The following is a 26,015-nucleotide window of genomic DNA, read 5'->3' on the forward strand; positions in this document are numbered from 1 at the left end:
GATTTTGAGAATAAATTCCATTTATTGTTGTGAGATTCCTATCAATTAATACTCGTTAGAACTTTATAAGGATTTGATTGAATTTTAGGAAAATAGAGGGGGTTATTGAAAATCTAACTAAGAATAAAGTTATGGAGCGCATCAATAAATGGATTATTAAGGATGGAAAATAACGGATAAATAGCAGAGAGATGAATACAAACGAAAAAAATCTTGTGGATCATAAAAAAATTAAGAGCTAGAGGTATAAATAACAGCACAGATAAGGTTGAAGAAACGCACAAAAGGTTTACCTATATCAACCTTTAGCTAAATGATAAAAGCCCTGCAGGGGATGCAGGGCAAGACTAAGGGTATTGAAGAATTGTCGATTCTAAAAGTAAAGGACTTCTTGGAATGTTTTAAGTTTAACACGTAATATATTAAAATGTTATATAAAGATGTTACAGAAATATGAATATAAAAACTCTGAAAAATATTATGAAAAAGTTGATAATCCATAGAAGCAATAAGGGATTATGTTTGCAATGATGCCTTTATAGAGATAATAGGGCAGGCTTTTGTTTGTATTAATATTCGGGAAACTAGTAGAAATAGGCAGGTTCCTGGGGATTACGGATTACGAAGCGTGAAAGCATCAAAAAAAGCCCGTACAGAAGCACAGACCGGTTGATACACATATCGGTAATTAAATATTAACAGAAATACTTAGTAAGTACTATTGAAAAAATAAAAAACTGCATTATTCTTAAGACGGTTTGGAGAAAACATATAGAATAAAGCATCTTTATTCTTCCTAATTTTATAGCGATTGGAAAAGAGCATACTACAAATGTGTAAATTATTTTAAAGACCATGATATATTATCAAGGGCCTTATAAACATAACTATACATGCGGTAAAAGAGATACTTCGGATTGTATTTTTGTTTCCATTTCATAATAATCACCTCTCATAAAAATAGATTAATTATATTGTACAGTTATTAATTCGAATGTTAAGAAAACTAGATGTGAATTAAGGTGAATTTAAGCAAAATAGTTATTAAAAAAGCTCGCTTACGGAAAGGTAGGAGAGCTTTAAAAAATGTTTTATTTGAAACACTTGATGTTTCATAAAGTGGGTGGAAAGAATAAAGTGCATAAATTATATTAATGTTAATATAATTTATGGTTAAAAACGGGGATTATAAAGGTGAGAATTTTTGAAAAAGATGATGTGCAACTTCATTTAGTGGAGATTACTATTAGTGCTATAGGAAAGAATATCGGGTATAGATTGGCTTCAGCTAGTATATTTATTGATTTTAAAAGTCTATCAATAAAGCTATTCAATATTAATATATAGTATATATTAATCATCCAACAGAAGTGCTTTTTTACTTCTTTTATAGAATTAACACATTAAACATATATTTATACACATTGCATTGTTACTACACGCTAAGAAATAGTAATAAAAAGACGGTACTGATGAAACTGTATAAAAATAAAAAGAATCCTAATAGGGATAATTCTTTATGGAAGTTGAGCATGACAAACCTCCTTGGATATATGGGATATTTTAATATATTGTTGGTCTATTTAAAACAAAAAACATAATTTGGTACATTGGATTGGAGGATATCTATATAAATAGGTAGAATCTAATTATTTGGTTCACATTTTAATCCAAGGGGTACAAATTCGATGCGACATGAAAAGGATTTGTTGAAACAATGGAAGGCGGATTTGCAAGCTATTCAAGAAGAGAAAAGGCTGAAGAAGAAGGCTAAGAAAAAGAATAAGAAATATAGTATTCCGGGTAATACGGCTGACTTCATGGATGGCAAGAATACTTATCGTAAAGATAATGGGGTATGGAAGCAAAGAAATAAATAATGTGAGGATAAATAAGTTTGATAAAGTTTATAGCAATTATCGGAGACGCTTCCTTTATCTGGGGAGCGTCTTGTTTGTTGTTAATATTACATAACAAACGAACACAAAATTAAGATGCGCCAGCGAGAATGGATAGACTTTGCTAAACAACGTGGCGTATATAAGGGAAGAACTAAAAAATGCGGGATAAAAGCCCTAGAATGGAGCACGCCTTAGGGCTGCTTGCTAATCGTGAAGAAAATGGATATCCGGTTAAGAAGATATGTGAAGTTACTGGTGTAAGTCGTAAAGTTCTTTATAAGGGGGTAAAAGAAAACGGGGTTATGTAGAAATTAAAATAGTGATTCCACTGCTATTTTATATTTAAAAAGGATGTAACGTGTACAGTTGTTTTACCAAATTGGTACATTGCTGCGTATTTTTCTTCTGTCATCGTTTGTTCTCCTTGCATAATAGTTTACGAATGTAGTATGTACAATACATGCAATTTTCTATTCATTATTTGAATTCGGTGCTGAAAATTCTAGTCTATCTAATATGTAAAATATGATTTCTAGCAATATAGTAGATAGGATAGCGAAAATCAAAACAGCATGAGATGACATAACCACGAACGTAATATGTAAATCGAATATCCAAAAATACCCTACATAGAATGTTAGAAAAGTAGAGGCCATTGACATAACTACATCAAAAAAATACAATCAGAAGCAATGCAAGTTTGGGGTAAGGATTTACTAAATAAAAAAATAGAGATGCATGAAAGACATGGGGACTAATAAATTATTACTAACTTCTTATTACCAATAGATAGAAGGCATTGAGTTCAAATTAAATAACTTTATTGTTGATTTTTGAGTACAAGCGCATTGATGCAATAGTAATTTAAGAGCTGCGATTGTAGCTCTTTTTCTTATGTAGCTAACGGTGCAGTTAGTGGAAGAAGGATTTTAATTTACTATGATGAAATATGTAATCTAGATGAAATCTATGAAGGAGGTTTAAATATTATAAAAAATGTTTTGTAGAATGAATGTAAGGGAGGGGAGCCAACTTGGAAATCACAACAGAAAGATTAATAATTAGACCTTTTAAGAGTGCTGATTTACAGGATGTATTTACTATTTATAATAATGATGATACATGTAAGTACCTTTTACATAATAAGTGGAATCAGGAAGATATGAAGGAAAGATTTGATAAGAAGCTAGCAAACAATGTACTCACTACAGAATCAAATTTAAGTTTGGCAGTCATATACAAGACTAATGTAGTGGGTGATATCTCCGTATGGTACACAGATATGAAAGACACTGTTGAGATTGGTTATTGTTTTTCAAATGAAGTAGCTGGGAAAGGTTTGGCAACTGAAGCAGTAAGTAGTTTGGTATGTACATTATTTGATGAGTTTAATGTACATCGTATACAAGCTAATCTTGATGCACGTAATATAGCTTCTCAAAAATTGTGTGAACGAATAGGCATGAGAAAAGAAGCTCATTTCATACAAGATTATTGGAGTAAAAATGAATGGACAGATAGTCTTGTATTTGGAATGTTATCTTCTGATTTGAAGTAATAGACGTAGTGATTTTATCCAACTAACGGGTGCGTTAGTTGGATAACAAAGGGCATAACATATTATCTATGACTAATATGTTATGCCCTTTAATGTATTAACCATTTTTTATTTATGTCTTGATAATGTGAAATGTAGAAAGGCACCTACAATTTATTATTAAAATAAATTAATTAAAATTAAAGCCCGCGAGCTCTCATTTTTATATTCTAGGATAATGATATGCAAGATTGTATGTGTAAAATGGTTGCAATGTCACTCGACCTGTAACTATAATGATTACATATTGAGTGACACCAATCAAACAAATACAATCATCATGAATGGAGATGTTATCGAATGGGTATGAAAAAATTAATCTTAGCAGGTGCTTTAGGGTTCGCAGCATTATCAGGAACAAATCTACCAGGATTAGAAGCAACAAAAGCGAGTGCAGCTTCTATTGAAACGAATTTCTCGACGTTAGAAGGACGCGTAGTAGAAGTGGATCATGGTGTGATTGTTGTGAAATCTAAACAATACGAAGAACCTGTTAGTGTGTATATAGAAAATCTTTCAAATGTGAAAGTAGGAGACGAAGTAAAAGCGACTGGATCTATGATGCGTAACTTTACAGAGTATATGGTTGCAACAGAAGTTGAGAATACGACAAACAAATTAGGTATGCATTTGAAAGAAAATGGCTCACCTGATTATGTGATTGGTGAAGTATCAGAAGTAGGTACGATGGAAGACAGTGCTACTAAATATGTCGTAGTTGAGTATCCAACACAAAGTGGGGAGAAAGACGTTATTGACGTGTTCTTAACAAAGGGACAAGTATTTAAAACAGGCGAGAAAGTGAAAATTGATATGGAGTATGTAGGCTGGGGCGGCATTTCTATTAATTACAACACAGTGGATCATATCGAAAAAGTGCATGAGGTAAACAATAGCACTCAAAATAATGATGATGTGTGGATTTGGTCTTAATTTAATTAATAATACCAGAATCAAAACAGTAAGACGTTCTTATGTTATAAAAGCTATACTGAAGTGAGTATGGATTATAATATTCATTTCAATTAAATAAAGGAGAGGAGTCTATTCTATGACTTCTCTCCTTTGCTTTATTCGAACTTTGTTTGAGTCTATTTATATGACCATATTTAAGCAAGAATAGCTTTTAAAATCGACACTTTGTTTGTAGTAAATAATACATAATTTTGTTTTACAGTTCTAATTAATATACGGTCAGTTGTCCCATATGCTGTTCCAATACGGATTGCAGTTGGTTCTTTAACCCCCGCACAGGTAGCATCTTCGGTAACCTCAAGCACGTCACTTAATGGGATCGTAACCTCCGCCAATTGCCATGAAATTATTAACTCTTCTTTTGTTTTTTTCACATCAATACCTAGTATTAAACCAAGACCCTTCTATAATAGAATGCTACACTTTATATCTTATTATACAAATTCCTAAATTTTTCTACATGTATGAATAGAACTGATATTTTAAAGGTGTCAAAAGAATGGAGGATATACTATCAATCTATTAAGAAATACGCTATGAAGAAAAGTTCACAGAGAATTAATATGGATTTGACATGGTTACAATATGATGAATGAGTAATAGTAGGCGTTGCAGGAAGGAAATGAATGATGAGACTTAAATTAGTAGGAACCTTAACTTGTATAGTAGTAATATTAGGTATCTTTATAGTTTACACTAATATATCTATTGGTAAAGAACCATATAAGAAAAACCATGAAACTAGTGAAAACTCCATAAATAATGAAAAAAATAGAAAGCAAAATGGAACTTCAAGTAAGATAGCAAGCTCTTTTGCTAGTATACAGGCTGTAGTAAATAAGGAATATGGTTTACCCAATGACTATAAGCCAGGGGATTTAGTTGTACCAAATGTACCGTTCTCATTTAGTGGAACGGTAGAAAAGAGTCATCTTCGCAAAGAAGCAGCGGAAGGGTTAGAAAAACTCTTCTTTTTAGCTAAGCAAGATGGGATTCAGTTGAATGCTGTTTCAGGATTTCGTTCCTATGAGTATCAAAAAGGTCTGTATGCCAGCAATGTTAAAAAGAATGGGCAAGAGCATACGGATCGCTTCTCTGCAAAGCCAGGGCATAGCGAACATCAAACAGGGCTAGCAATGGATGTTTCATCTAAAAGTGCAAACAATGAACTAGAGCTATCCTTTGCAAATACGAAGGAAGGCAAATGGCTAAAAGATAACGCACATCGTGCAGGGTTTATCATTCGTTACCCAAAAGGTAAGGAGAATATTACTGGATATGCTTATGAGCCTTGGCATGTACGTTACGTAGGAGATATTGCTGAAAATATATATCAAGAAAAGCTAACTTTAGAAGAATATATGAATCTGAAAAAATAAAGAATTATTGGCATATATCATGTAAGTGCGAATGCGGATGTACGGATTCGCACTTACATGAAGCAGAAAGCACACAGAATGAGGTTACACTGAGTGAATATAGTAGGGAGGAATGTGACTTAAAAAACAGCAAAGGTATTTACAATAACATACTTTTAATCAGTTTACATAACACATCTCATAGATATTTGTAAAAAACAAGTGAATAAATCTCAAAATAAAAAGAATACTTATATCATTGAGACAGAATGAGAAATTTAGTAGTTATATTTTGAAATCTGCATTTAAATAATATTTAGCGGAATGCTCAGCTAAATCAAGTAGAATAAAAAGAATTAAAGGAAATGCTCTATTTCGACATCACAACAATTAAATTTTGTAAAATACACCATCTATTTAGTCTTAAGGAGTTAAAGTTAACTGTTTTGTATTAAAATGTTATACACTGGCTATGTCCTATAAGCAACTATTTAATGAATATTAATATGTATTGCTGAAAGTATCTGAAACTAAAAGATATTTGTACTGATGAAAGGTAAGGTATATGATCCCTTTATAAAAGGGGGAAAAACAAACACTTAAAACTTCGCACGAAATACCAATTTTACGAAGAATAAGATGTATAAATAAAAATCTAATACAGTATTTAGGGATTTCGAGCTCGTTAGCATGTAGCTCTGTATATTGGTATGTGTCTATATAATTCATGCTTTATATAGAAATCATTAAATGCTAAGTTAGTCATTAATATTTTTTATAGTAAATTACATTTTAATTTATAAGATTTTTTCTTAAGTTCATCTAATTACCCCCTCATAATTATGCTTAAATTAGCCGATTCATGTTAGATACCGAATTTTAAACTGTTTTCATATATTGATTATTTGTATGAATTTATATATAAAAATTGTTTTATTTTACATACATTTATATGTAGTTTTTACACTAATTTTTATAGCTTAATACAGATTTATCACGTGCTTATCTATAATTTTATTAGAATGACTACACTATCCTTATTTAATTTCGATTATATTCTAGAATCCCATAATTTAATTATGTAAATAAGTATGTGTAAAAATTGAATTTAATGCGAACTTGTGTTCGTGCACCTTTTCTGTTATAGTATATATGAGGTGATTTTTATGGATTATAGCAAACAACGTCAAAAATCCGTACATCGTAAGAAATTATACGAGAATTTAAATGAAATGCCCTTTTACATAGAAGAATTTGTGGAGTACAAAGAATTGCATGATGCCTCTCCCTCCACCCTACTGAATTATGTATATGATTTTAGAGTCTTCTTTAATTGGCTATTATCTGAACAAATTATTGAATTTAAGCCCATTAAAAACATATCCTTCTCTGATTTGGAGAATTTAAAGAAAAAAGATGTTGAGAACTTTATGAGGTTTCTAAAACTACAACAAAACATGCAGAATTCCTCTGTTAACAGAAAAATTTCGGCCTTAAAGTCTTTATTTAAGTACCTCACCTCCCTATCAGAGAATGAAGATGGAGAATGCTATTTTTATAGAAATGTAATGGCTAAAATTGAAATACATAAAGATAAAGAAACATTAAATGCTCGTGCAAAACGTATGAGGTCTAAAATATTCCATAATGATGATGATCAAGAATTTTTGAATTATGTTAAGTACGAACATGAAAAATCTTTAACAAAACATCAGTTATTCTATTTCCTAAGAGATAAGGAGCGTGATGTAGCTATCCTCTCCCTCTTTCTTGGTAGTGGTATTCGTGTAAGTGAATTGGCTGATCTCCGCATGGAAGATATAAACTTAAAAGAAAGACTAATTGATGTAATCCGAAAAGGAAACAAAGAAGATTCCGTTTGGATTACCCCAATTGCATTAAATGATCTTGAAAAATATATGGAGATTAGAGATAACAAATATGCTCCCGGGAAAGAATTACAAAATGTATTCTTATCGAAGTATAAACATACTGCACAGCCTCTTTCTGTTAGGGCTATCCAAGATATAGTAGAAAAATATACTAAAGCCTTTGGCAAAAAAATGTCTCCTCATAAATTAAGACATACATTGGCAAATAAGTTATATATGGAAGAAAAAGACTCGTTACAAGTGATGCAACAACTTGGACATACCAGCCAGGATACGGCCTTATTATATACACAGCTTGGAGAAACAACTATCAAAGATAGCTTAGGAAGAATAGGAAAGAATAAATAATAAAAGTTCAGCAATACAAAATTGCTGAACTTTTATTATTTTCCCTGCTAGAGTTAGTGTTTTTAAATGTCATGCATTATTCATTATATATTTAATTTTATTATATAAAAAATACATAGTTAAAATTCTACTTTAATTGGTATATAAAAACTCTCTCTTTAGATTATTAGATAAATGAAAATTTTAGATTCCTACAATTGTTGTTTACGTTAAATGAGAATTTAACGAACACTTGATATTATAAGAGTTTACCCCTTCCCCCATCTGTACAAGTGTACAAGGACATGAATCTCTAAACTATTTAGACAAGAAAGTCTAAACTTTCACTTTGACGTATTTGTTGAAGCAAGAAACTATAAACTAATATATATTAGTTTACTTTGGAACCTTTTATAAAAATTTGTATAAAATAAAGTGAAATTAGAGATGTATTAAGATGAAAATGGTATTTTTTCAAACAAAAAAACTAGTTTTTTTGTTTAACTCATTTATGTTCTACATAAGAAATCCCAAAATAAAAAATTTATTAAAAATATTTACATTCTAACACTTTTTTTAAATCCAACATAAAATACTATGAGCATTTACAACATAGTTTGGTCATTAATAAAAAAACCACAGTAAATTGCTGTGGTTTTTCTTATTGAAACTGTGAAAGTAAACTTCTATTCAAAGATTTACTTTCAAATATTGTAATATTAATGGCTAAGTAGTTTAGAGTTTCTTATCCTATTTTCAAAAAAATTCAGACTTTCATGTCCCGTTATTAAGACATAAAAGTACCTATGAAATTTATCATAACGGCCAATTATCAGCGATTATTCATGAGATTTTAGTTTAGACTTTCATGTCTTTCTACAGAAAGAATAGCGTATTTTTTCATTTTAGGGGGTATTTAATTTTGTTAGCTTGATAGCGATGGGGTGCTATCCCTTCAAAAGTTTCCATTAAAAAATAGTAAAAGCCGGAAAGTATTTTTATACTCTCCGGCCTTAATATAAAAAAATTAAGAAGTTGAAACCTTATTTGCGAAGCATAATTTTCTCAAGTTCATCTAACATTTTGTTAGCTGCAATTACACCACCAGCGGTATTCCAAACTGCATCACTAACTTCATGTGCATTTCCATTTTTAACAGCATTTAGATTTTTCCAAAGAGGATCGCTTGTCATTTCTTTTGCTTTATCTAAAGCTTTTTGATCATTTTCTGGAGCATATGTAAAGTAAAAAAGAACATCTCCATCCATTTTAGGAATCATTTCTTTTCCTACATCTATAGCAAGGTTGCCAAATTTACTGTTAGCAGTAAAAAGCTCTTTTTGCTGTTTCACACGTTTAAAACCTAATTGATCAAAAATAACTCCAGAAAAAGAATCTGTGTAATAAATACGAGAAGTTCCAGCCATGAAACGGACAACAGAAACTTCTTGATTTACTTTATCCCCTAATTTTTGTTTTACACCTTCTAGGTGTGCATCAAATTTGCTTAATACTTTGTTGCCTTCTTCTTCACGATGTAAAGCTTTTGCATATAATTTAAAGTTTTCCTTCCAATCGCCTCCTAGTGTATCTGAAAATACTGTTGGAGCAATTGCGCTTAATTTATCGTACACCTTTTCTTGGCGTACCTTATTACCAATAATTAAATCAGGTTTTAACGATGCAATTTTCTCTAAGTTAACTTCATGTTCAACCCCTACAACTTTAACATCTTTCATATCGCTTTTAATATGATCGTACCATGGATCCCCTAGCCAAGATTTCACAGCACCAACAGGCTTTACTCCCATTGATAAAATCGCTTCTGTTCCTTCGTTAGTTAAAACAACAACGCGTTTAGGAATTTTTGTGATCTTTGTTTCACCCATAGCATGTTTAACGGTATAACCTTGTACTTTGTTTGATTTTGACTCTGTTTTTTCTTTTGACACTTCATTGCTACCACAAGCAGCTATGAACACTAAAAAAGAGCTGACAATAAACTAAGTATCGTCTTTAAATATGTACGCATAGTAAGTCCTCCGATAATTTCGATAATGATTTTCATTATTAATAATGATGTATAAATTAATAAACTGTCAATGATATTTTGTCAGATATTTAGAAAATGCATTGAAATATCTGACAAAATATCAGAAATCAGCTAGATAGGAATACGGAAATGATTCCAAGAATAACCTTCCACATCTGAAAGTTTTTCAAATTTGGCGGGTGCTTTATATTATACTTTGTCCTGTAGTTTCCTATAAGGGTCCCGCCCCATAGCCATCAAGCTAAAATTTTATAGTACCCCCAGAACGAAACTTTGTGCTACTTGTAACAAAAAAGCACATTTTTTCGTTTTGGGGAGCAACCAAGTTCTTAACTTGATAGCGATGTGGCGGTATTCCAAAAATAAAATTAAGAATAGCTATTAAATGGTTTGGTTATATTATTGATTGTGGAGGTGAGAAAGATGAACAAAAAACAACAAGGTTATAATAAGGCAACTTCTGGAGCTAGCATCCAAAGCACAAATGCTAGCTATGGTACAGAATTCGCAACTGAAACTAATGTACAAGCAGTAAAACAAGAGAATGCACAATCCGAAGCAAAGAAAGCACAAGCTTCAGGTACACAAAGTACAAATGCTAGTTATGGTACAGAATTTGCAACTGAAACGGATGTGCATGCAGTAAAAAAACAAAATGCACAATCAGAGGCAAAAAAATCACAATCTTTTAGCTCTAAACAATAATGAATGAAGGAAAACACTTCTCTATCTTAAGAGAAGTGTTTTCTCGATCTGTGAAGATAGTCTTCTCCACAGCCTATTTTTGTATCTGAACAAATACATAATATATCACTAGCAACTTTAGATGATGAGTTTGCCACAGTTTTAAAAATTGAAGAATTCATTAAAAAGTTGTAGTTAGTTGAAATAATACAATCTTAAGTTGTTTGTTTTAATAGTATATGATATACACAGTTAGGAATACTGTCTTACGCCCATCAAACTAAAACGAAAAAAAGCTATTTTTTGTGGATTATACAGAAAGAATAGCTTTTTTCATTTTAGAGGAATTTTGTTTTTTTAGCTTGATAGAGATGTTGCCATACTCCTACAATCGACTTATGGGACAACCTCATTTTTCACCTTCTATTCTAACTAACAAGTCGTGAAATTCGTTTCTTCTGCCATGAAAGTTTATAGTATCCGTATTGCAAAAGTAAACTCACAATAAATGCAGCTGGATATCCAATCCATATTCCTTTTATACCAAGATTTGTATGATAAGAAAGGTAATAAGCAACTGGAACTTCTACAACCCATATTGATACGACACCGATAACAGTGGGCCATAGTACAGTTCCACTTGCTCGCATTGTCGCACCAATAATTTGAGCATGACCAAAAATTAAGTAACTCCAAAGTGTAATCATCACCAAACTATGTGCAATTTCGATTGTATTCGGGCTCGTTAAGAATAACGATAGGATTTCTCTTGAAAACAAGTAAATAAGAGCGATTAATATACCACCAATTATATAGTTCATAACAATACCAGCTCGAATAACTTTCTGTAATCGATTAAATTGATTCGCACCAATAGATTGCGCTGCGAAAATGGATACTGTAATTCCAAGACTGACTGCCGGCATCTGAACATAACTTGCAACCTGGTTCACAACCCCATATGCAGCAGTCGCATCAGACCCGAAGCGATTCACAAATGCGATTACCGCAATCTCAGATAACGAAACAAGTATCATATTAATACTCGCTGGAATCCCAAGGCGTAATAATAGTTTTAATAAATCCCAATCCATGCGAAGATATTTCCGTACTGTTTCATCTAATTGCAGTGGATGATTCTTCTTCTTTAAATAAATAAGCATAACAACAAATGTTACAATTGTTGAGATAACAGAAGCATAAGCGGCCCCATACACATCAAACTTCGGCATTCCTAGCCAGCCAAAAATTAGAATAGGTAATAAAATCATATTTAAAGCTGTACTAATAATTAAGAAATAAAATGGTGTTTTAGAATCTCCTGTACCTCGCATAAATGTTGTATAGGCAAAATATAAGAATAAAACTGGCATAGAAATAAATAAGATACGCGCATAATGCACACTCATATCAATTATATTTTCTGGCGTACCCATAAGGCGCATAATATTTAGGGCAAATATACTTCCTACCACTGCCAAAATAGCTCCTATTATAAAGGTAAAAGTCAGCGTCGTACCAACGATAGCTTTTAAGCGATCTTCATTACGGGCACCAAATGCCTGACCAATTAAAATCGAACTACCTGATCCAATCCCAATTACAAATGATACAAGTAAAAAGAATAATGGAAAAAACGCTGAAATAGCAGCTAAATCATTCACACCAAGCCATCGTCCTACCACTACCATACCAAACAATTGTCCAACTGATTGTAATATATTACTTAAAAGCAAGGGAACTAAAAACATAGACATTGATTTCCATATTGGTTGCCCTTGATTTTTTGATTTTGCACTTTCTTGAATATTATCTGTAGATGATTTCAAATTTCATTTCTCCTTTTATTATGGGGCACTATGTCATTCTAAGAATTGTACGCGAAAGACAAAAAGAGATTTTAAACCCAACTTTATTATTTGTAAACATTATCCTATATTAAATAATCAGCATTGTTCATCAATTTCAGAGTTAAATTTGGTGATGAATTTTAGCTAACTCTTTTTAAAAAAGTCCCTCTATACTCTTCTACGCAGTAGTAAATAACTTCCTCGCCTCTTTTTATTAGTTCTTCGAAAAGTGCAATTGTCGGATTAATATGTCCTTCTCCTGGAAAATTAAATATTAGAACTTTTGCCATATTATTGTTCCTCCCCTAAAGTTTAAATAACTATTCCATTATTGCTAATATCAATCATGTACCGGTATTTGAAGTAAAGAAAAAGGCTTTCTCTTTGAATAAATTTTCACTAAATATCCTTTCTATTCATGAGTTTTTCTCCTTTCATTTTAATAAAATCACGTGAGCTATTAAATGGAAGAAACAATTAAGAAACAAAGTTGATATAAAAAATCACATAAGTCCCTCTCTCTATTTATCTCATGTATAATAAAAAATAACTAAGAGTAGAAAGGGCTGAATTATGCGCAGATATCAATATTTTTAATCTACCCATCACCAATATAATGGAGGTAAAAGTATTGATTACAGAATTATACACACAAAGATTACATTTAAGAAAAACAGAAGAATCCGATTCATTAAGTTTATTTAAAATATGGTCTGATCCAGATGTTACGAAATTCATGAATATTATTAATTTCACTACTGAGAATCAAGCAAAAGACATGATTAAATTTCTAAACGAGCTGGCTCAAAGTAATAAAGCGCTCCGATTTACTATTATCGAAACAAAATCTAATCAAATCATTGGTTCATGTGGTTATAATTTCTTAGATTTTGAAAACTCTAAAACTGAGATTGGTTATGATATTTCAAAAGCATTTTGGGGCAAAGGATACGCACCTGAGGCAATCTCCGCTTTATTAAACTATGCATTTACTGATTTAAAGCTAAACCGCATTGAAGCAAAAGTTGAACCTGAAAATCTAAATTCCATAAGCGTGTTAAAAAAATTAAAATTCACATTAGAAGGAACTCTAAGAAAAAGTGAAAAATCAAATGGAAAATTCATCGATTTAAGTATCTATTCGAAATTAATAACTGATTGATTTTATTCTCTCCCCCTATACTTCATTGAAGTATAGGCTCTTTTTATTCCTTAATAAAATTCAAATTGTAAGTCAATAAAAATTGATTTCGTTTCTAGTTACTAACCTACAACTCAAAACTGTTTAGGAAGATTCATCTGTAAAAAGTAAAACTAAGTTTACATCATTTTATAGTTTACAAAACAAGTCGTTAAATATCCAAATAAAAACCCAATGATATCAGTGGATTTCATGAGTTTAACATTTTGTAAAACTCATTTTAGACTTATAAATAATAAACATATTCCACAACGTTTACCTTTTGAAACACTTAAAAAGATAGCATACGGAGGCAATTAATAAGACTGGCTAGAAACGTTTTTTGATTAATCATTTTCTGAACCAATAAAAAATAAGAGCACTATGAAAAGTGCTCTTTCAAACATTTATATTGCCATTTATTGAATCTTAATAATAACTAACAAAAAGAAATTGGAGTTTGCTTACTGTTATATAAGATATAAAAAATTTATTGTTGCTTAAATCACTAAGAACATTCTTAGTGAAATTGTTGTTGACTACCTAATTGTTGATCTTGTTGACCGCCCATTTGCTGACCTTGTTGTCCACCCATTTGTTGGCCTTGTTGTCCACCCATTTGTTGGCCTTGTTGTCCGCCCATTTGTTGGCCTTGTTGCCCGCCCATTTGTTGGCCTTGTTGCTCGCCCATTTGATCAACTTGCGATTGAGCTTGAGAAATGGCTTGATTTATTTGGCTTAATGTTTGATTAGACTGTAAATATTGTAATCCTTGGTTTAGTGTTTGAATTGCTTGTTGAATAGTTTGCTGTAATTGTTGATCAGCCTGTTGCATTTGTTGCTGAGATTGTTGGCTAAATTGTTGCATTTGTTGCATGAGTTGATTGGCTTGCTGTAAGCCTTGTTGCCCACCCATTTGTTGACCGCCCATCTGTTGGCCTTGAGATGCTTGAGATAACGAGTGTTGCAACTGTTGAATTTGATTTTTAAGACTAGTTAATTCTTGTGAAACTTCTAAATCAGCAGCTTTACGTGCTACAGCTTCCACTTTTTTCTCAGTTCGTTTGTCCATTTTATATCCTCCTTTTGTACCCACATAATAGCGCGGAACATTTTTATAATGTTCCAATTTTTATTTTTAATATTAACAAATAAAATTTAGTGAATAAGGAAAAGGCACATGAAAATATTGCTCGCAACGCAAATAGGACAAGCTAACCGCTTGTCCTAAAGAGAGGAAAATATTTAGAAAATATCAACATGATTCGTATTGGTAAAGGGATTCATTAATAGTATGAGTCAAATCAAAAAAGATATACAAATATGACAGGCAAAGAATCTTTGCCTGTATGTGGGGTTAATGAGTCAGTCAATTGTGATAAGTTGCTTTCTCATTACAAAAAGAGTGAAGTCAATAATTAAAAGGACTTATAAATAGGTTGTGTAGTTTTTCTGAAAATATGTAAAACAAACTAGTATTCATCTTTTCAAACAATACATGGTACTGCTAAACATACCTTTTCTTCTAACTGCTGTTAAACATAATAATATCCAAGATATTTCTTTTAACAAAACAATTATCATATTAATACTTGCTGGAATCCCAAAACATAATAATAGTTTTAATAAATCTAAATCCATACGAAGATATTTTCGTACTGTCTCATCTAATTAAAGTAGATGATTCTTCTTTAAATAAGCATAACAACAAATGTTACAATTGTTGAGATAACAGAAGCGTAAGAAAACCCATATATATATATAAATCAAGTATTCCTATCCAGTCAAAAATAAGAATAAGTAATAAAATGGTGTTTATGACTTACTAACAATTAAGAACTAAAATAGCGTTTTAAAATCTCCCGTACCGCGCATAAATATTGTATAGGCAAAATATAATAATAAAACTGCATGTAAATAACTAAAAAGCACTTAAAAATTTGCTGAGGTTGAACGAAATAAATAAAATTCTTTTTTCATTGTCAGCCTTTATGTCTGAGCCGATTCTTCTGTGCTAACGGATTGTTGCTTTTTCATAAACATAAATAACATAAATACCATTATTATCGAACGATAAATATGAAATGACGCTGTTAATTCGCACCTAGATGCAAAACCTTTCCCTTGAAATACAGGCGTAATTTCAAGCTCTGGTATATCAATAATATGCATATATTCTCCAGCAATTCCGACAACCATTCCTTTTATTGACCACGCAAAACCTGTTATGATTCCAGTACTAGCTGCGTCCCCTGTTCCAATTTGTGAATGCCATCTCCATTGATTTATTTTAAACTTTTTCAGATTTTTTTTAAGTACAGAATGAATCTCTTGCAACTTTTTTACTATCTCTCCAATACTATCAATCTGTGCCATTACTTTATTTTCAATACCGCCCTCTTCTTCTGCTTTTTCAATTTTTTGTCCAGTCTTTTTTTGCTGCTTTTCTATTCTTTCTAACACATCAAACGTATATTTAAATTTCCATATTTTCACTTGTAGTAAACACTGTTTTTCTATTTCTGTATATAAGAAAGTAATTTTCAAAGATATTTTCAAAAACAATATAAACAAAATAATCAATAATAGAATCCCGATCCCAATTACAAGCCACTTCATGCTTATCATCCTTTCATTCCATATCCATTATCGACATATCCAAAGAATATTATACATATTCTGAAAATTTAACGTGAGCAAGCATCTTTAAACAATGAAAGGCATGTAGCGTTCTATATTAAAATTTTGTTGTACAATCAAAACACTTTTAATCAAATAACGTGGTAGAATGATGATCGTTAGAAAGAACAAAAAGTATACGAGTTTTGAAATGCTACTATTTAGTTCCATTTTGATTTTTTATAAAACTATTTCTCGTATTTCAAAAAAAACTTGGGTAATATTAGGAAGTTCCGGTTTAAAAATCAAGAATTATTAGTATAAGTTGGAATCATAAATCCCTATAAAATATCGCATCATAAATTATGTGAAATTGAAACGAGTGTTTCTTTTTACGATATTTTACAAGGGGGATAAAAAATGAATATTCTTAAATTTTCGATTTCATTATTCAATTCTAAAAAAATAACTCAACAAATGTTTGAGTTATTCGGAAATAAAAAGAAGAACAATAAAGGATGGATTTGGGCTTCTTTACTAGGATTAGGAACAGTTTTTGGTGTATTAGCAACACGTAATTCAAGTATGATAAGACCTATGAAACATACGTTACAAGGTTTTCAAAATAAAACAAGAACATTTATTCCATCCAAAGTAAACTTGGCAAATATGGAGTTTGCTGATGAAATTACGCCTAAAACACAAAAGAAACAAAGTAATCCAAACTAATAACTGTCACTATTAAAAGACAACAACTCCATAAAAAACAGATAGCCGGTTCCTTGTTTTACAGAAAATCGGCTAATCTGTTTTAATACGTACAATTTTCTTTTTTTGATATGGTGATCCGAATTAACTTTTCAACATCTCCACTTGTTAATTGTTATGTATCTTCCTTTAACTCCTACCTTCATTATCCATTAGGTTTATAGGTTGCTTTTTTATCCTCAATTTTCAAAATCTTCTGTTTCTGCAATTTCATCTCTAATTGATCTACTGTTCATCATAATTTTTCAAGTTAGAAACAAAACTCATCCCGTTATCTTTTTTGAAAATGTTAATTTTAAATCCCTATTAGATTTGAGATAATACTTTATGATGTAAAAACTTCTTTAGGCACCTTAGAATGAGTACAAACAAACTGCTCAATCATTTGATTTAACTCTGTAGCCGCTTTTGTTGGTATTTGATGTTTTGCACCAGTAATAAATCTTAATTCATTACATGGCAATTCTTCATGTAGTAAGTTTGCATGACTATAAAAAGTTTTGTCATTTTGTCCATAAACCAATAACATAGGTAGATGAATGTCTTTAAGGCGATTGGTACAATTATAGTGCAAACTATAGCGATAATATTGTTCGATATTTTTTGCATTACCTTTCCGAGCTTCTCGAAACATTTTTTTAAATATTTTTTTTGTATTAGAATTCCCCCATGAAATGGCAAATGCTAAAAATGAAATTGCTCTTGCTTTCGCCAATTGGACACCAAGAGAAATCTTATTTTTTAAATACCCTTGACGCACTTCTGACATTCCACCTATTAGAATCCCCCCTAAACTGTTTTCTGGATATGTTAATAAAAATTCCAAGGCAACTGAGCTTCCTGTTGAATACCCACATACAAAAGACTTTTTTATTTCCAAATAGTCCAGTAAACTCTTCATATCTTTAGCAATTAGTGAATACGTAATTGGCTGACTTGAACTCTGACTGTTACCATGTCCTCTAACATCAAAAGCGATTACTTTAAAATTTCTAGATAATTCCTCTATCTGATATTCAAAATTTTCACAGGTAAGTGTAGGTGGGTGAATAAAAATGATGGGAGTCCCTTCTCCTTTTACTATGTAGTAAAGGCTACATTCCTCTACCTCTAACTTTGGCATGTATTGAATCACCTCAACAAATTATGATCACTTAATTAAAGCTACTGATTTCATAAGTATTTCACCCTTAATAATTTGTATAAAAAGAAAGAAATATACTCACTTCCTGTTTTGTGAAAGGATTCAATATTCATTGCTCTCTTCACAAAACATAAAATGTTCAAAAAAATTTATTTTGATTAACTAAACAAGTTAGACAGATTTATACCTGCTTCTCTAGTCACTTTTGGAAAAAGCTTTTATTAATTTTTATTCCTGCATAGCTCTCTTCAACTCGCTTATACTATAACTGTAACTTAAAGTCACAAATTATTACTCGGTACGCCTGGGATTCATTTTTACTACACGTAGTTAGTTTACTTTGTTGCATAAAATGGAGTTTATCCAACGTTCTACACCTCTAAAAAATATCGAGTAATAAAATATTATGGTATCAAGTAAGTACTATTAAAAAGGTGAATGATATGAAAAGATTTCTAACTTTGTATGCCTTATCTTTAATTTTAGCGGGATGTTCAGACAAACCACCCTCTCTTAAAAAGAATGAATTACAAGTTAAACATAAAGATAACAAATTGACTCAAAATACAACACATTCATTTCCAAAAAGTAAACCTTTACAACCATCTCCCACTTCAGCCACTAAAAAAATCATTCTAGATGTACCGCTTATTTCGCAAAAACCAGAATTAAAATATGGATGCGAGGTTACAAGTTTAGCGATGCTACTACACCACGCAGGCGTTAAGGTTAATAAAATGGATTTAGCCAGCGAGATAAAGAAAGATCCTACCCCATTGTCTACAAATAAAAGTGGAGACATCATTCAATGGGGAGATCCTAAAGAAGGTTTTGTTGGAGATATAACTGGAAAAAATAAGGGATACGCTGTCCACGTTCAACCGTTACAAGAATTAATGGAACGTTATCTGCCAAATCGTACAGTAAACTTAACAGGAAAATCTTTTAATACTGTGTTAGCTCAAATTAAGCTCGGTAAACCTGTAGTGGTATGGACTACAGGAGATTATCGCCTTCCAGATAGATGGGAATCTTGGAAACATGATGACAAAAAAATTACAGCTCCTTTGGATTTACACGCTGTTGTTATTGTAGGATTGGAGGACAGATACATTTATATCAATGACCCATTAACTGTGAAAAAAGCACATAAAGTAAGCCAAGATATCTTCATTCAATCGTGGGAAGCATTAGGGAAACAAGCATTATCCTATCGCTAATGTAAATTTGCTAAATATCTAATACTTCTATTAGTTGTACCCTTTGTATACAACAAATAAAAAGTGATTTGATAATAAATATATTTTGTCCATAGAAGTACAAAATATAAAATACTCATTAAACCCGTTTTTATTTTGTATCTAAGTCTTTTTAGAATACGGACGACTCTTTTGTATCGATTGCAAAGCTATGTATAAAAAATGGCTTTTTAGGCGTGAATATCCGAGCTTATTTCATAAGAAATTTCTAAAAGAGATAGAATATATAAAGTCCGATTAAAATTAAGGGTTTTCAACTAATAGGGTATACAAAAATCTTTTCCAATTCTTTTTCACACAGTAGCCTTCATTAGGATCATATCCCATTATTGAGTTTATAAAGTACATTACAAGAATTAGTAATGAAACAGTCAAAATAGAGTCCTGTTAATACAGGACTCCTCATTAATTTTATTATTATATATGAACTTTTATATTAAATCTCAGCTTCAGTCGCCCCCCTCAGCCCACAGAGATTTAATATAATTAATCCATTGATTACTACTTTGAGGTAATCTTTCACTTTCGAATATTGTAGTATTACTGGCTAAGTAGTTTAGCGTTTCTTGTCCTATGTTCGAAAAGTTTAGACTTTCATGTCCCGTTATTGAGACATGAAAGTACCTACAAAATTTATAATAATGGCTATTTACCAACGCTTGTTCATGAGATTTTAGTTTAGAATTTTATGTCTTTCTACATTGTACAAATGTGTACAAAGACATGAAAATGGATACTTTTCAGACAAGAAAGTGGATACTATTTTATAAACGATAACTTCTGTTATATCTAATTTTATTACATTAAGAAATAGTTTATATATCAATACAAGCATACTATGGATACTGGTATAATTTTAATTAAACACTTGTATTTAAAAAAGATACTTACTCCAATTTATAAGTAAATGTCTTTTTATTAAAAGATAGTTATTTCTAATAATAACTCCGAGGAGAAATCCAGCAATATAATTAACTCTTTTAATCTAACTGTTAAACAGACTCATAAATTGACCTATTTTAATAGTAATTTGAGAACCAAATATCCCCACTTCAAAAGGCGTACCTTTATAAACACTGATTACTTTTTAGGAAGATTTATCTGTAAAAAGTAAAACTAAGTCTACATCATTTTATAATTTGTAATACAAGTCGTTAAATAGCCAAATAAAAACCCAGCGATATCAGTATGTGTGCATAGTATCACTGGGTTTTATGAGTTTAATTTTTTGTATCTTTTGTAAAATTGATTTTCAATTTGCAAACATAAAACATATCCGTAAAAGATGCATTTTGATACATCATTTCAATTGGAATAAAGACTTTTTAATTTCTTAATTGCAAAAATAATAAACAATAAGGAGCTTTAAGAACAGTTTATGCTATGTTCTACAGTTATTTGAAAGCTAAAACTTCTTAGTTTAATATTGTTATATAATATGATACTGTTATGTCATTAAAGTCATAAAGCTTAAATAATCTTGGTAAATCACCATTATTCACAAGGGTCTTTTTTCCCTTTACCATAAGTATGCTCAAGCAATTCAGCTTTTCTATGAGGAGGTACTCTAACAGAAGATATTCTGTCATTCCACTCTTATAAACAAAACCGAAATCTAAGCCCAGATTTCGGTTTTTCGACATCCAATGAATTACAGAAAATATTCGAAACTGCACAAATCATACCTACTAAATTAAAATCGTCTTGTTTATTCTAAAACTTTGCACCAGATTATTATTTTGTATTTTCGGATATAATTTTTTTTGCTCCTACCGCATTAGTGTAGTATTTATAAGAAGATGTTATATCATTAAAATCATATAAATTGTACAACCTTGGAAGATCCCCTTTATTTCTAAGCGTTTTCATTTTCCCTTTGTAACCAATGTGTTCATACAATTCAACCGTCATACCAGGCGGCACTCTAACAGAGGATAATTTATCATTCCATTCCGTAATGGAAATACCTTTGAAATTTTTTCCTAATCCATTAGAATGTTCATAAAAATCGATTACCTTACTATATTGTGGGAAAGATCTGCCACTAATATCAATGGTTTTAAGAAGTGTTTTGTTTCTCCAATTATTGTCCTTCACTTTATATACCTTTATTTCTTTATTAGTATATTCTGCGGTTAAATATGTTCTTTGTGATGCACTTCCAGATAAGAAAACGGGAGTGTTACCAAAAAAATCTTTATAATCATTTGGAAAATAACCGCTTTTTTTATGGTAGTGTCCAGCAAATACAGCTTTTACCTTATATTTTTCTAATAGATTTTTAAATCTGTTTTTTTGTTCTTGACTACCTTTTTTCCATCCACTTGGTTCATGCATATTTACAATAATTGCTTGTCCATATTGATTTGCTTCTTTCAAATCCTGCTCTAACCAGCTTAAACTATCCTCCATGGTATACTCAGATATCCTAAATGTCATCGTTGGATAATTATTTAATTGAACAAAATGAATCGGCCCTACATCTATTGAATATGCAAAGCTACCAAATCTATGAGAATTATTTGGAGCATCGCCTTTTCTGTCATATCTAGTTAAACCATAAAGTTGCATATGTTTCGTAAAATAGTTCATCGAACTACGTACACATGAGTTGGACAAACAATCGTCGATATTATTTTCAATATCATGATTACCTAACCCCATAAAAATAGGAGATTTTAGTATACCAAGTAATGAATTCATCTTATCCCATTGCCAGGGATGACCAAAAGCTGTTAAGTCTCCATTAATTAAGACCGGTGTTGGTTCCGTCATACCTGTCAATCGTGAAGTATATTCATTTATACTGTTATATTGTTCACGAATAAGTTGCTCGGATCTTCGTTCCTTCTCACTTTCAGATTCAGTTTGTCCGTTATCTGTTCTATCTGTCCAAGGATATTGTGGATCAGAAGTAACAACAAAAGCTCCATTTACATCTTTTTTATTTGTAATGGATATATCTGGTGTTTCTGCTTCAACCTTAATATGAGGATAATCAAAAATTAATACAGTTATAAATAATATAGTTATTATTTGTAGTGTTTTTTTCATAATATAGTACCTCATTTGACGTTTATAGTAATTCTTAATAGTGGTTGTAGAGAATCTTAAAATGCAATTTTTATGAAGTTAGTATTGTTTAGAAACAAACTTCTCTAAATTTCACATTATCTAAGTTATAGTATCCACCTTGTTTAGTATCGAAAATTTGAAATGAAATATCCTGTGTATTTGAATCAGTAGTAAAATCAAAGCTATACGTTTTCCAATCATTAGACAAAGTTACTGTATCTTCAAATACCATTCTGGATCCAGTTCCTATAAGTTTTATTTTTGGGTTAGATTTAAATCCAGGATTTGTTCTGAGATCATATTCTAGTTTATATGTTGTATTCGGCTTTACTTTAAACTTTTCATTTATTACTACCCTATTACTACCACCTATTAAATAGCCATCCTTAATTTCAAAAAGAAAATCACCATTAGTAGTTTTCCAATAATTTTTTCCTTCATCAAAATTACCATTTTTAATGAGATTTTCCCCAAGAACTTGTCTCCATTTCGATACGGAGACATCATCAAATTGTAAATTTGTATTTCCTGTATTTTTTAAACCAAGTTTTTGAAAATATTCAGGATGTCCTCCAGTATTAAATGAAAATTCAATTACATGCCACTTATCTCCCTCAATAGTCACATTCTGTCTCGCGCCGTTTCCATCTCCACTTATAGTACTATCTGCATAAAACATTACGTTATTTTTACCTATAGGAGAGGCCGTTTTAACATATGCTCGAGCTGTATAGGATGTATATGGTTGTAAATCAAGATTTTTTTTTGCATATCCATTTCCATTTGGACCAATCATTCCATGTTTTTTGCCTGTATATCCTCCATTTTCTTGATTAGTATAATGCCAATTTGTGTTTCCGCTTGCTTCAAAGTCATAATAAGCAATTGGAAGACGAAGAGTAATATTCATACCTCTTTTCCATTTGGTTTTGTATACCTTTTTATCTTGAATTTGTTCAAGTTGTTTTTCAATTTCTTTATGTGTTTTTTCATCTACAATAAGATTCACTGAAGATTCGTCAATATATATATCTGTTCCAGTACGATCTGTATAGTATAATCGCCCATCCTTTTCTTTTGCATTAAAAGCTTTTTTAATTGCATCTCCTATAGTAATCTCAGGAGTTTTGTCCTCAGGATCATTTTCATTTTTTGCAGCAACTCTCCGCTCTAAATTCTCTTTACTAGTACCAGCATCTAGTATTAAGGAACCGGAAACAGCATCAATATTTGTTCGAATCGGATCCCACTGTTTAGATGCGTCTGTAACTAACTTACCTGTGTCATCTAAAATTCCATATTGCCCTTTATTTTGTGTCGTTTCTAAATTTAATTTTTCACTATGACTTTGAATTGCATTTAATTGTTCCCCATTTATTGCAATTTTAACTGTACCCTCTTCGTTCGCTTTATCTAAGGAAATAGGTGCTTGCTCCCTTTTCGGATATGTATCACTAGGTCCTAAACTATTTCCAATTTGATTCGCTCCAGCAGTTATCGTTGCAATTGAAGTACCTGAATTTTGAAATACAAAATTTGAAGTAGGGCGCAAATCATAAATAGGTGCTGTTCCCGCATTATAATAACGCACATTTGCATTTAAAAATGCAGATTCTGCAGTGTTAATTCCAATTTGTTTTGACCAAGACTCACTCTCTGAATTTTGAATTGCTGTACTATTGGTCCAAGAATGAGAATATTTTGTAGATACTTTAAAAGAAGCAAAGGCAAATGGATTTATTGATCCTCCTACTTCTCCACCAACATCAACAGAATTTGTATTAGTGTTTGTATCTGTTACACTTTTTGATTTAGTACCAGAGGCACCTTCTGTAACATTTTCATTCTTAGAAAATATTAAATTTTCCATTCCAACTCCTACAGCTGGATAAGCAGCGACTAAAGGATCTTTAGCTTCATCTTTTGTTGCTTCTGGCATATGCCCCGATACCTTTTCAAAATCTGTATATGGATCAGCAACAGTTCGGGCTTTATATGGATTAGATACATAGTTTTTGTACCCTTGTGCAAGGTAAGAATCTTCCCATTTTACAATTTGTTGATTTTTAAATGTATAACCTTGTTCTTCCCATTCATCAGGAATTCCATCTTTATCAGTATCTTTTAAATTTGAGGAATGTGATGTATTATCAAACAGATTAAAGTTTGGTAATAACAACATATCTTTTTTATCATTAGGTAAATTTTCCTTTTCAGAGAAATTAGGCGATAAAACATTTTTTTGTGGGATTTGTTCTTTTTGCTTCCCATCTATTGACCAAAATAATTGCAAATCGGATGATGAATCTGTTATATTCTGATATTCTATTTTTAATTCATACAGCTTATCTTTTTCCAATTTGAGAGGCTTTCCGGTGCTTTCTTGGTTGATAATAGTTTCTCCATTTACTTGTAAAACAATGTTTTTATCGGATGATGTGGAAATTATGTAATTTCCTGTGTGGGAGGGTTTAATTCTCCCTATCCATCTTATAGTTTGATTTTTATTATTTAATTTTTCCTTATCCAATAATTTACTTTGTCCTCCAAGACTAATAAAATCTAATTCTTGAAATTGTGTGTCTTTAAAATAATACCCCACCAAACCTTGTATACTCTTTTTATTCTCCATTTTTATTTTGTTTTCGTTATCACTTACTGCATAAGAGTTTGTGGGATATACAGCAATTTGAGATAGTACTGCTGTAATCGTGAGGCATTTAAATATACTTTTTAATTTCATATTCTTGCTCCTTCCAAATTTACTTTGAAAAGCATATCTCAGCATTATCTTAAACAACTAACGCTAAATATGTATTATTACATGCTTTTCATTTTAAATATTACTCACTATTTGAATTGATTTTTGATAAAATGATTAGAAAAATATAACTATTTTCACTTTAATTTAGTAATTGTGTGAGATTAAGTTAGTACTGTTAAGCACTAAGTAAATTGCATATTGTACATAATTCTAAAAGTCATTATGATTCTAAGAGGTGCATATTATGAAAAAAAACGATTATTTAATCGATACAGAATATATTTGTCATTTGATATTCCAAACATTTGAGATACCTGTCCGCTTTTTAGATAAGAGCAAAAAAATATTTATGAATATGGATTTAATGATATACTTAACCCTTTATATTCCTCTAAAGAAGAACAACTAAATGAACTTTTTTGGGATAATGATCCTTCTAACTTTCCAATTATTCGAACAAATGATTATCTCGAACATTTCATTTTAATACACTTGGAGAATAAGACGAACATTGAAGGAACTTTTATCATCGGGCCTTCTATATACTCAAAACCATTAGAAAAAATGAT

General features: G+C 31.0%; 17 protein-coding genes and 3 pseudogenes. 10 read left to right on the top strand and 10 right to left on the bottom strand.

Going from position 1 to position 26,015, the window contains the following annotated elements:
* The first annotated feature begins 1,688 nt into the window (after window positions 1-1,688).
* The 4 genes and pseudogenes from CGQ22_RS18460 (at window position 1,689) to CGQ22_RS18475 (ending at window position 4,431) form a co-directional block, all read left to right on the top strand.
* Window positions 1,689-1,880 carry a hypothetical protein gene (locus tag CGQ22_RS18460; protein ID WP_001215520.1) on the top strand — a complete coding sequence of 64 codons (192 nt, stop codon included), beginning with the start codon at window positions 1,689-1,691 and terminating at the stop codon, window positions 1,878-1,880.
* 108 nt (window positions 1,881-1,988) lie between these two features.
* A pseudogene (locus CGQ22_RS18465) lies at window positions 1,989-2,209 on the top strand (recombinase family protein); the annotation flags it as partial.
* Between the two features lie 725 nt (window positions 2,210-2,934).
* Window positions 2,935-3,459, top strand: a complete 525-nt coding sequence (locus tag CGQ22_RS18470) for a GNAT family N-acetyltransferase (protein WP_089149077.1) — start codon at window positions 2,935-2,937, stop codon at window positions 3,457-3,459.
* 339 nt (window positions 3,460-3,798) lie between these two features.
* Entirely contained in the window at window positions 3,799-4,431 is a 633-nt protein-coding gene (locus CGQ22_RS18475) for an ATP F0F1 synthase subunit alpha (protein ID WP_089149078.1), read from the top strand.
* A 176-nt stretch (window positions 4,432-4,607) separates the two neighbouring features.
* Here the strand turns inward: CGQ22_RS18475 and CGQ22_RS18480 are convergent, their stop codons facing one another.
* Window positions 4,608-4,862, bottom strand: coding sequence for a SunI/YnzG family protein (locus CGQ22_RS18480; protein WP_089149079.1), 255 nt, complete (start codon window positions 4,860-4,862; stop codon window positions 4,608-4,610).
* A 240-nt stretch (window positions 4,863-5,102) separates the two neighbouring features.
* Between CGQ22_RS18480 and CGQ22_RS18485 the strand changes: the two genes are divergently transcribed.
* On the top strand, window positions 5,103-5,852 hold the full coding sequence (locus tag CGQ22_RS18485) for a M15 family metallopeptidase (protein WP_089149193.1): 750 nt from the start codon (window positions 5,103-5,105) through the stop codon (window positions 5,850-5,852).
* Between the two features lie 1,145 nt (window positions 5,853-6,997).
* Window positions 6,998-8,071 (top strand): tyrosine recombinase XerS, encoded by a 1,074-nt coding sequence (gene xerS, locus CGQ22_RS18495; protein WP_089149081.1) that lies wholly within the window; start codon window positions 6,998-7,000, stop codon window positions 8,069-8,071.
* Between the two features lie 1,022 nt (window positions 8,072-9,093).
* Here the strand turns inward: xerS and CGQ22_RS18500 are convergent.
* Window positions 9,094-10,002: an ABC transporter substrate-binding protein gene (locus CGQ22_RS18500; RefSeq protein ID WP_254704111.1), complete on the bottom strand. Its 909-nt coding sequence runs from the start codon at window positions 10,000-10,002 to the stop codon at window positions 9,094-9,096.
* 509 nt (window positions 10,003-10,511) lie between these two features.
* Here CGQ22_RS18500 and CGQ22_RS18505 point away from each other — a divergent pair.
* Window positions 10,512-10,808, top strand: coding sequence for a gamma-type small acid-soluble spore protein (locus CGQ22_RS18505; protein WP_131251991.1), 297 nt, complete (start codon window positions 10,512-10,514; stop codon window positions 10,806-10,808).
* A 407-nt stretch (window positions 10,809-11,215) separates the two neighbouring features.
* Here the strand turns inward: CGQ22_RS18505 and CGQ22_RS18510 are convergent, their stop codons facing one another.
* Window positions 11,216-12,616 carry an MATE family efflux transporter gene (locus tag CGQ22_RS18510; RefSeq protein WP_089149083.1) on the bottom strand — a complete coding sequence of 467 codons (1,401 nt, stop codon included), beginning with the start codon at window positions 12,614-12,616 and terminating at the stop codon, window positions 11,216-11,218.
* A gap of 188 nt (window positions 12,617-12,804) precedes the next feature.
* Window positions 12,805-12,927 (bottom strand): annotated as a pseudogene (locus CGQ22_RS31500) (macrolide family glycosyltransferase); the annotation flags it as partial.
* Between the two features lie 341 nt (window positions 12,928-13,268).
* Here CGQ22_RS31500 and CGQ22_RS18515 point away from each other — a divergent pair.
* Window positions 13,269-13,799: a GNAT family N-acetyltransferase gene (locus tag CGQ22_RS18515; protein WP_089149084.1), complete on the top strand. Its 531-nt coding sequence runs from the start codon at window positions 13,269-13,271 to the stop codon at window positions 13,797-13,799.
* Window positions 13,800-14,337: 538 nt separating this feature from the next.
* Here CGQ22_RS18515 and CGQ22_RS18520 read toward each other — a convergent pair.
* From CGQ22_RS18520 to CGQ22_RS18530, 3 genes and pseudogenes are all read right to left on the bottom strand, one after another.
* Window positions 14,338-14,889 (bottom strand): hypothetical protein, encoded by a 552-nt coding sequence (locus CGQ22_RS18520; protein WP_089149085.1) that lies wholly within the window; start codon window positions 14,887-14,889, stop codon window positions 14,338-14,340.
* Between the two features lie 422 nt (window positions 14,890-15,311).
* Window positions 15,312-15,725, bottom strand: a pseudogene (locus CGQ22_RS32515) (MATE family efflux transporter); the annotation flags it as partial.
* 81 nt (window positions 15,726-15,806) lie between these two features.
* Window positions 15,807-16,445, bottom strand: a complete 639-nt coding sequence (locus tag CGQ22_RS18530; protein WP_089149086.1) for a DUF2953 domain-containing protein — start codon at window positions 16,443-16,445, stop codon at window positions 15,807-15,809.
* Window positions 16,446-16,856: 411 nt separating this feature from the next.
* On the opposite strand from CGQ22_RS18530, the gene CGQ22_RS18535 reads away from it, so the two are divergent.
* On the top strand, window positions 16,857-17,165 hold the full coding sequence (locus tag CGQ22_RS18535; protein WP_089149087.1) for a hypothetical protein: 309 nt from the start codon (window positions 16,857-16,859) through the stop codon (window positions 17,163-17,165).
* A gap of 364 nt (window positions 17,166-17,529) precedes the next feature.
* Here CGQ22_RS18535 and CGQ22_RS18540 read toward each other — a convergent pair whose 3' ends face one another.
* Window positions 17,530-18,327 (bottom strand): alpha/beta fold hydrolase, encoded by a 798-nt coding sequence (locus CGQ22_RS18540; protein WP_089149088.1) that lies wholly within the window; start codon window positions 18,325-18,327, stop codon window positions 17,530-17,532.
* Window positions 18,328-18,791: 464 nt separating this feature from the next.
* On the opposite strand from CGQ22_RS18540, the gene CGQ22_RS18545 reads away from it, so the two are divergent.
* Window positions 18,792-19,568, top strand: coding sequence for a C39 family peptidase (locus CGQ22_RS18545; protein ID WP_089149089.1), 777 nt, complete (start codon window positions 18,792-18,794; stop codon window positions 19,566-19,568).
* 1,773 nt (window positions 19,569-21,341) lie between these two features.
* Here CGQ22_RS18545 and CGQ22_RS18550 read toward each other — a convergent pair.
* Both CGQ22_RS18550 and CGQ22_RS18555 read right to left on the bottom strand, forming a co-directional pair.
* Window positions 21,342-22,661 carry a metallophosphoesterase gene (locus tag CGQ22_RS18550; protein WP_175423384.1) on the bottom strand — a complete coding sequence of 440 codons (1,320 nt, stop codon included), beginning with the start codon at window positions 22,659-22,661 and terminating at the stop codon, window positions 21,342-21,344.
* Window positions 22,662-22,749: 88 nt separating this feature from the next.
* The gene (locus tag CGQ22_RS18555; RefSeq protein ID WP_089149091.1) at window positions 22,750-25,425 is read right to left on the bottom strand and encodes a binary toxin-like calcium binding domain-containing protein; all 2,676 of its coding nucleotides are present in this window, start codon (window positions 25,423-25,425) and stop codon (window positions 22,750-22,752) included.
* Window positions 25,426-26,015: the final 590 nt, after the last annotated feature.

Origin of the sequence: Bacillus sp. M13(2017), from assembly GCF_002218325.1 — a bacterium.
In the GTDB taxonomy this organism is placed as follows: Bacteria; Bacillota; Bacilli; order Bacillales; family Bacillaceae_G; genus Bacillus_A; species Bacillus_A thuringiensis_K.

What these genes read in the sequence shown, in the direction of transcription:
- CGQ22_RS18460 (WP_001215520.1), top strand. Translation starts at nt 1,689, where the DNA reads ATGCGACATGAAAAGGATTTGTTGAAACAATGGAAGGCGGATTTGCAA.
- CGQ22_RS18550 (WP_175423384.1), bottom strand. Translation starts at nt 22,661, where the DNA reads ATGAAAAAAACACTACAAATAATAACTATATTATTTATAACTGTATTA.
- CGQ22_RS18535 (WP_089149087.1), top strand. Translation starts at nt 16,857, where the DNA reads ATGAATATTCTTAAATTTTCGATTTCATTATTCAATTCTAAAAAAATA.
- CGQ22_RS18540 (WP_089149088.1), bottom strand. Translation starts at nt 18,327, where the DNA reads ATGCCAAAGTTAGAGGTAGAGGAATGTAGCCTTTACTACATAGTAAAA.
- xerS (WP_089149081.1), top strand. Translation starts at nt 6,998, where the DNA reads ATGGATTATAGCAAACAACGTCAAAAATCCGTACATCGTAAGAAATTA.
- CGQ22_RS18545 (WP_089149089.1), top strand. Translation starts at nt 18,792, where the DNA reads ATGAAAAGATTTCTAACTTTGTATGCCTTATCTTTAATTTTAGCGGGA.
- CGQ22_RS18530 (WP_089149086.1), bottom strand. Translation starts at nt 16,445, where the DNA reads ATGATAAGCATGAAGTGGCTTGTAATTGGGATCGGGATTCTATTATTG.
- CGQ22_RS18520 (WP_089149085.1), bottom strand. Translation starts at nt 14,889, where the DNA reads ATGGACAAACGAACTGAGAAAAAAGTGGAAGCTGTAGCACGTAAAGCT.
- CGQ22_RS18475 (WP_089149078.1), top strand. Translation starts at nt 3,799, where the DNA reads ATGGGTATGAAAAAATTAATCTTAGCAGGTGCTTTAGGGTTCGCAGCA.
- CGQ22_RS18555 (WP_089149091.1), bottom strand. Translation starts at nt 25,425, where the DNA reads ATGAAATTAAAAAGTATATTTAAATGCCTCACGATTACAGCAGTACTA.
- CGQ22_RS18485 (WP_089149193.1), top strand. Translation starts at nt 5,103, where the DNA reads ATGAGACTTAAATTAGTAGGAACCTTAACTTGTATAGTAGTAATATTA.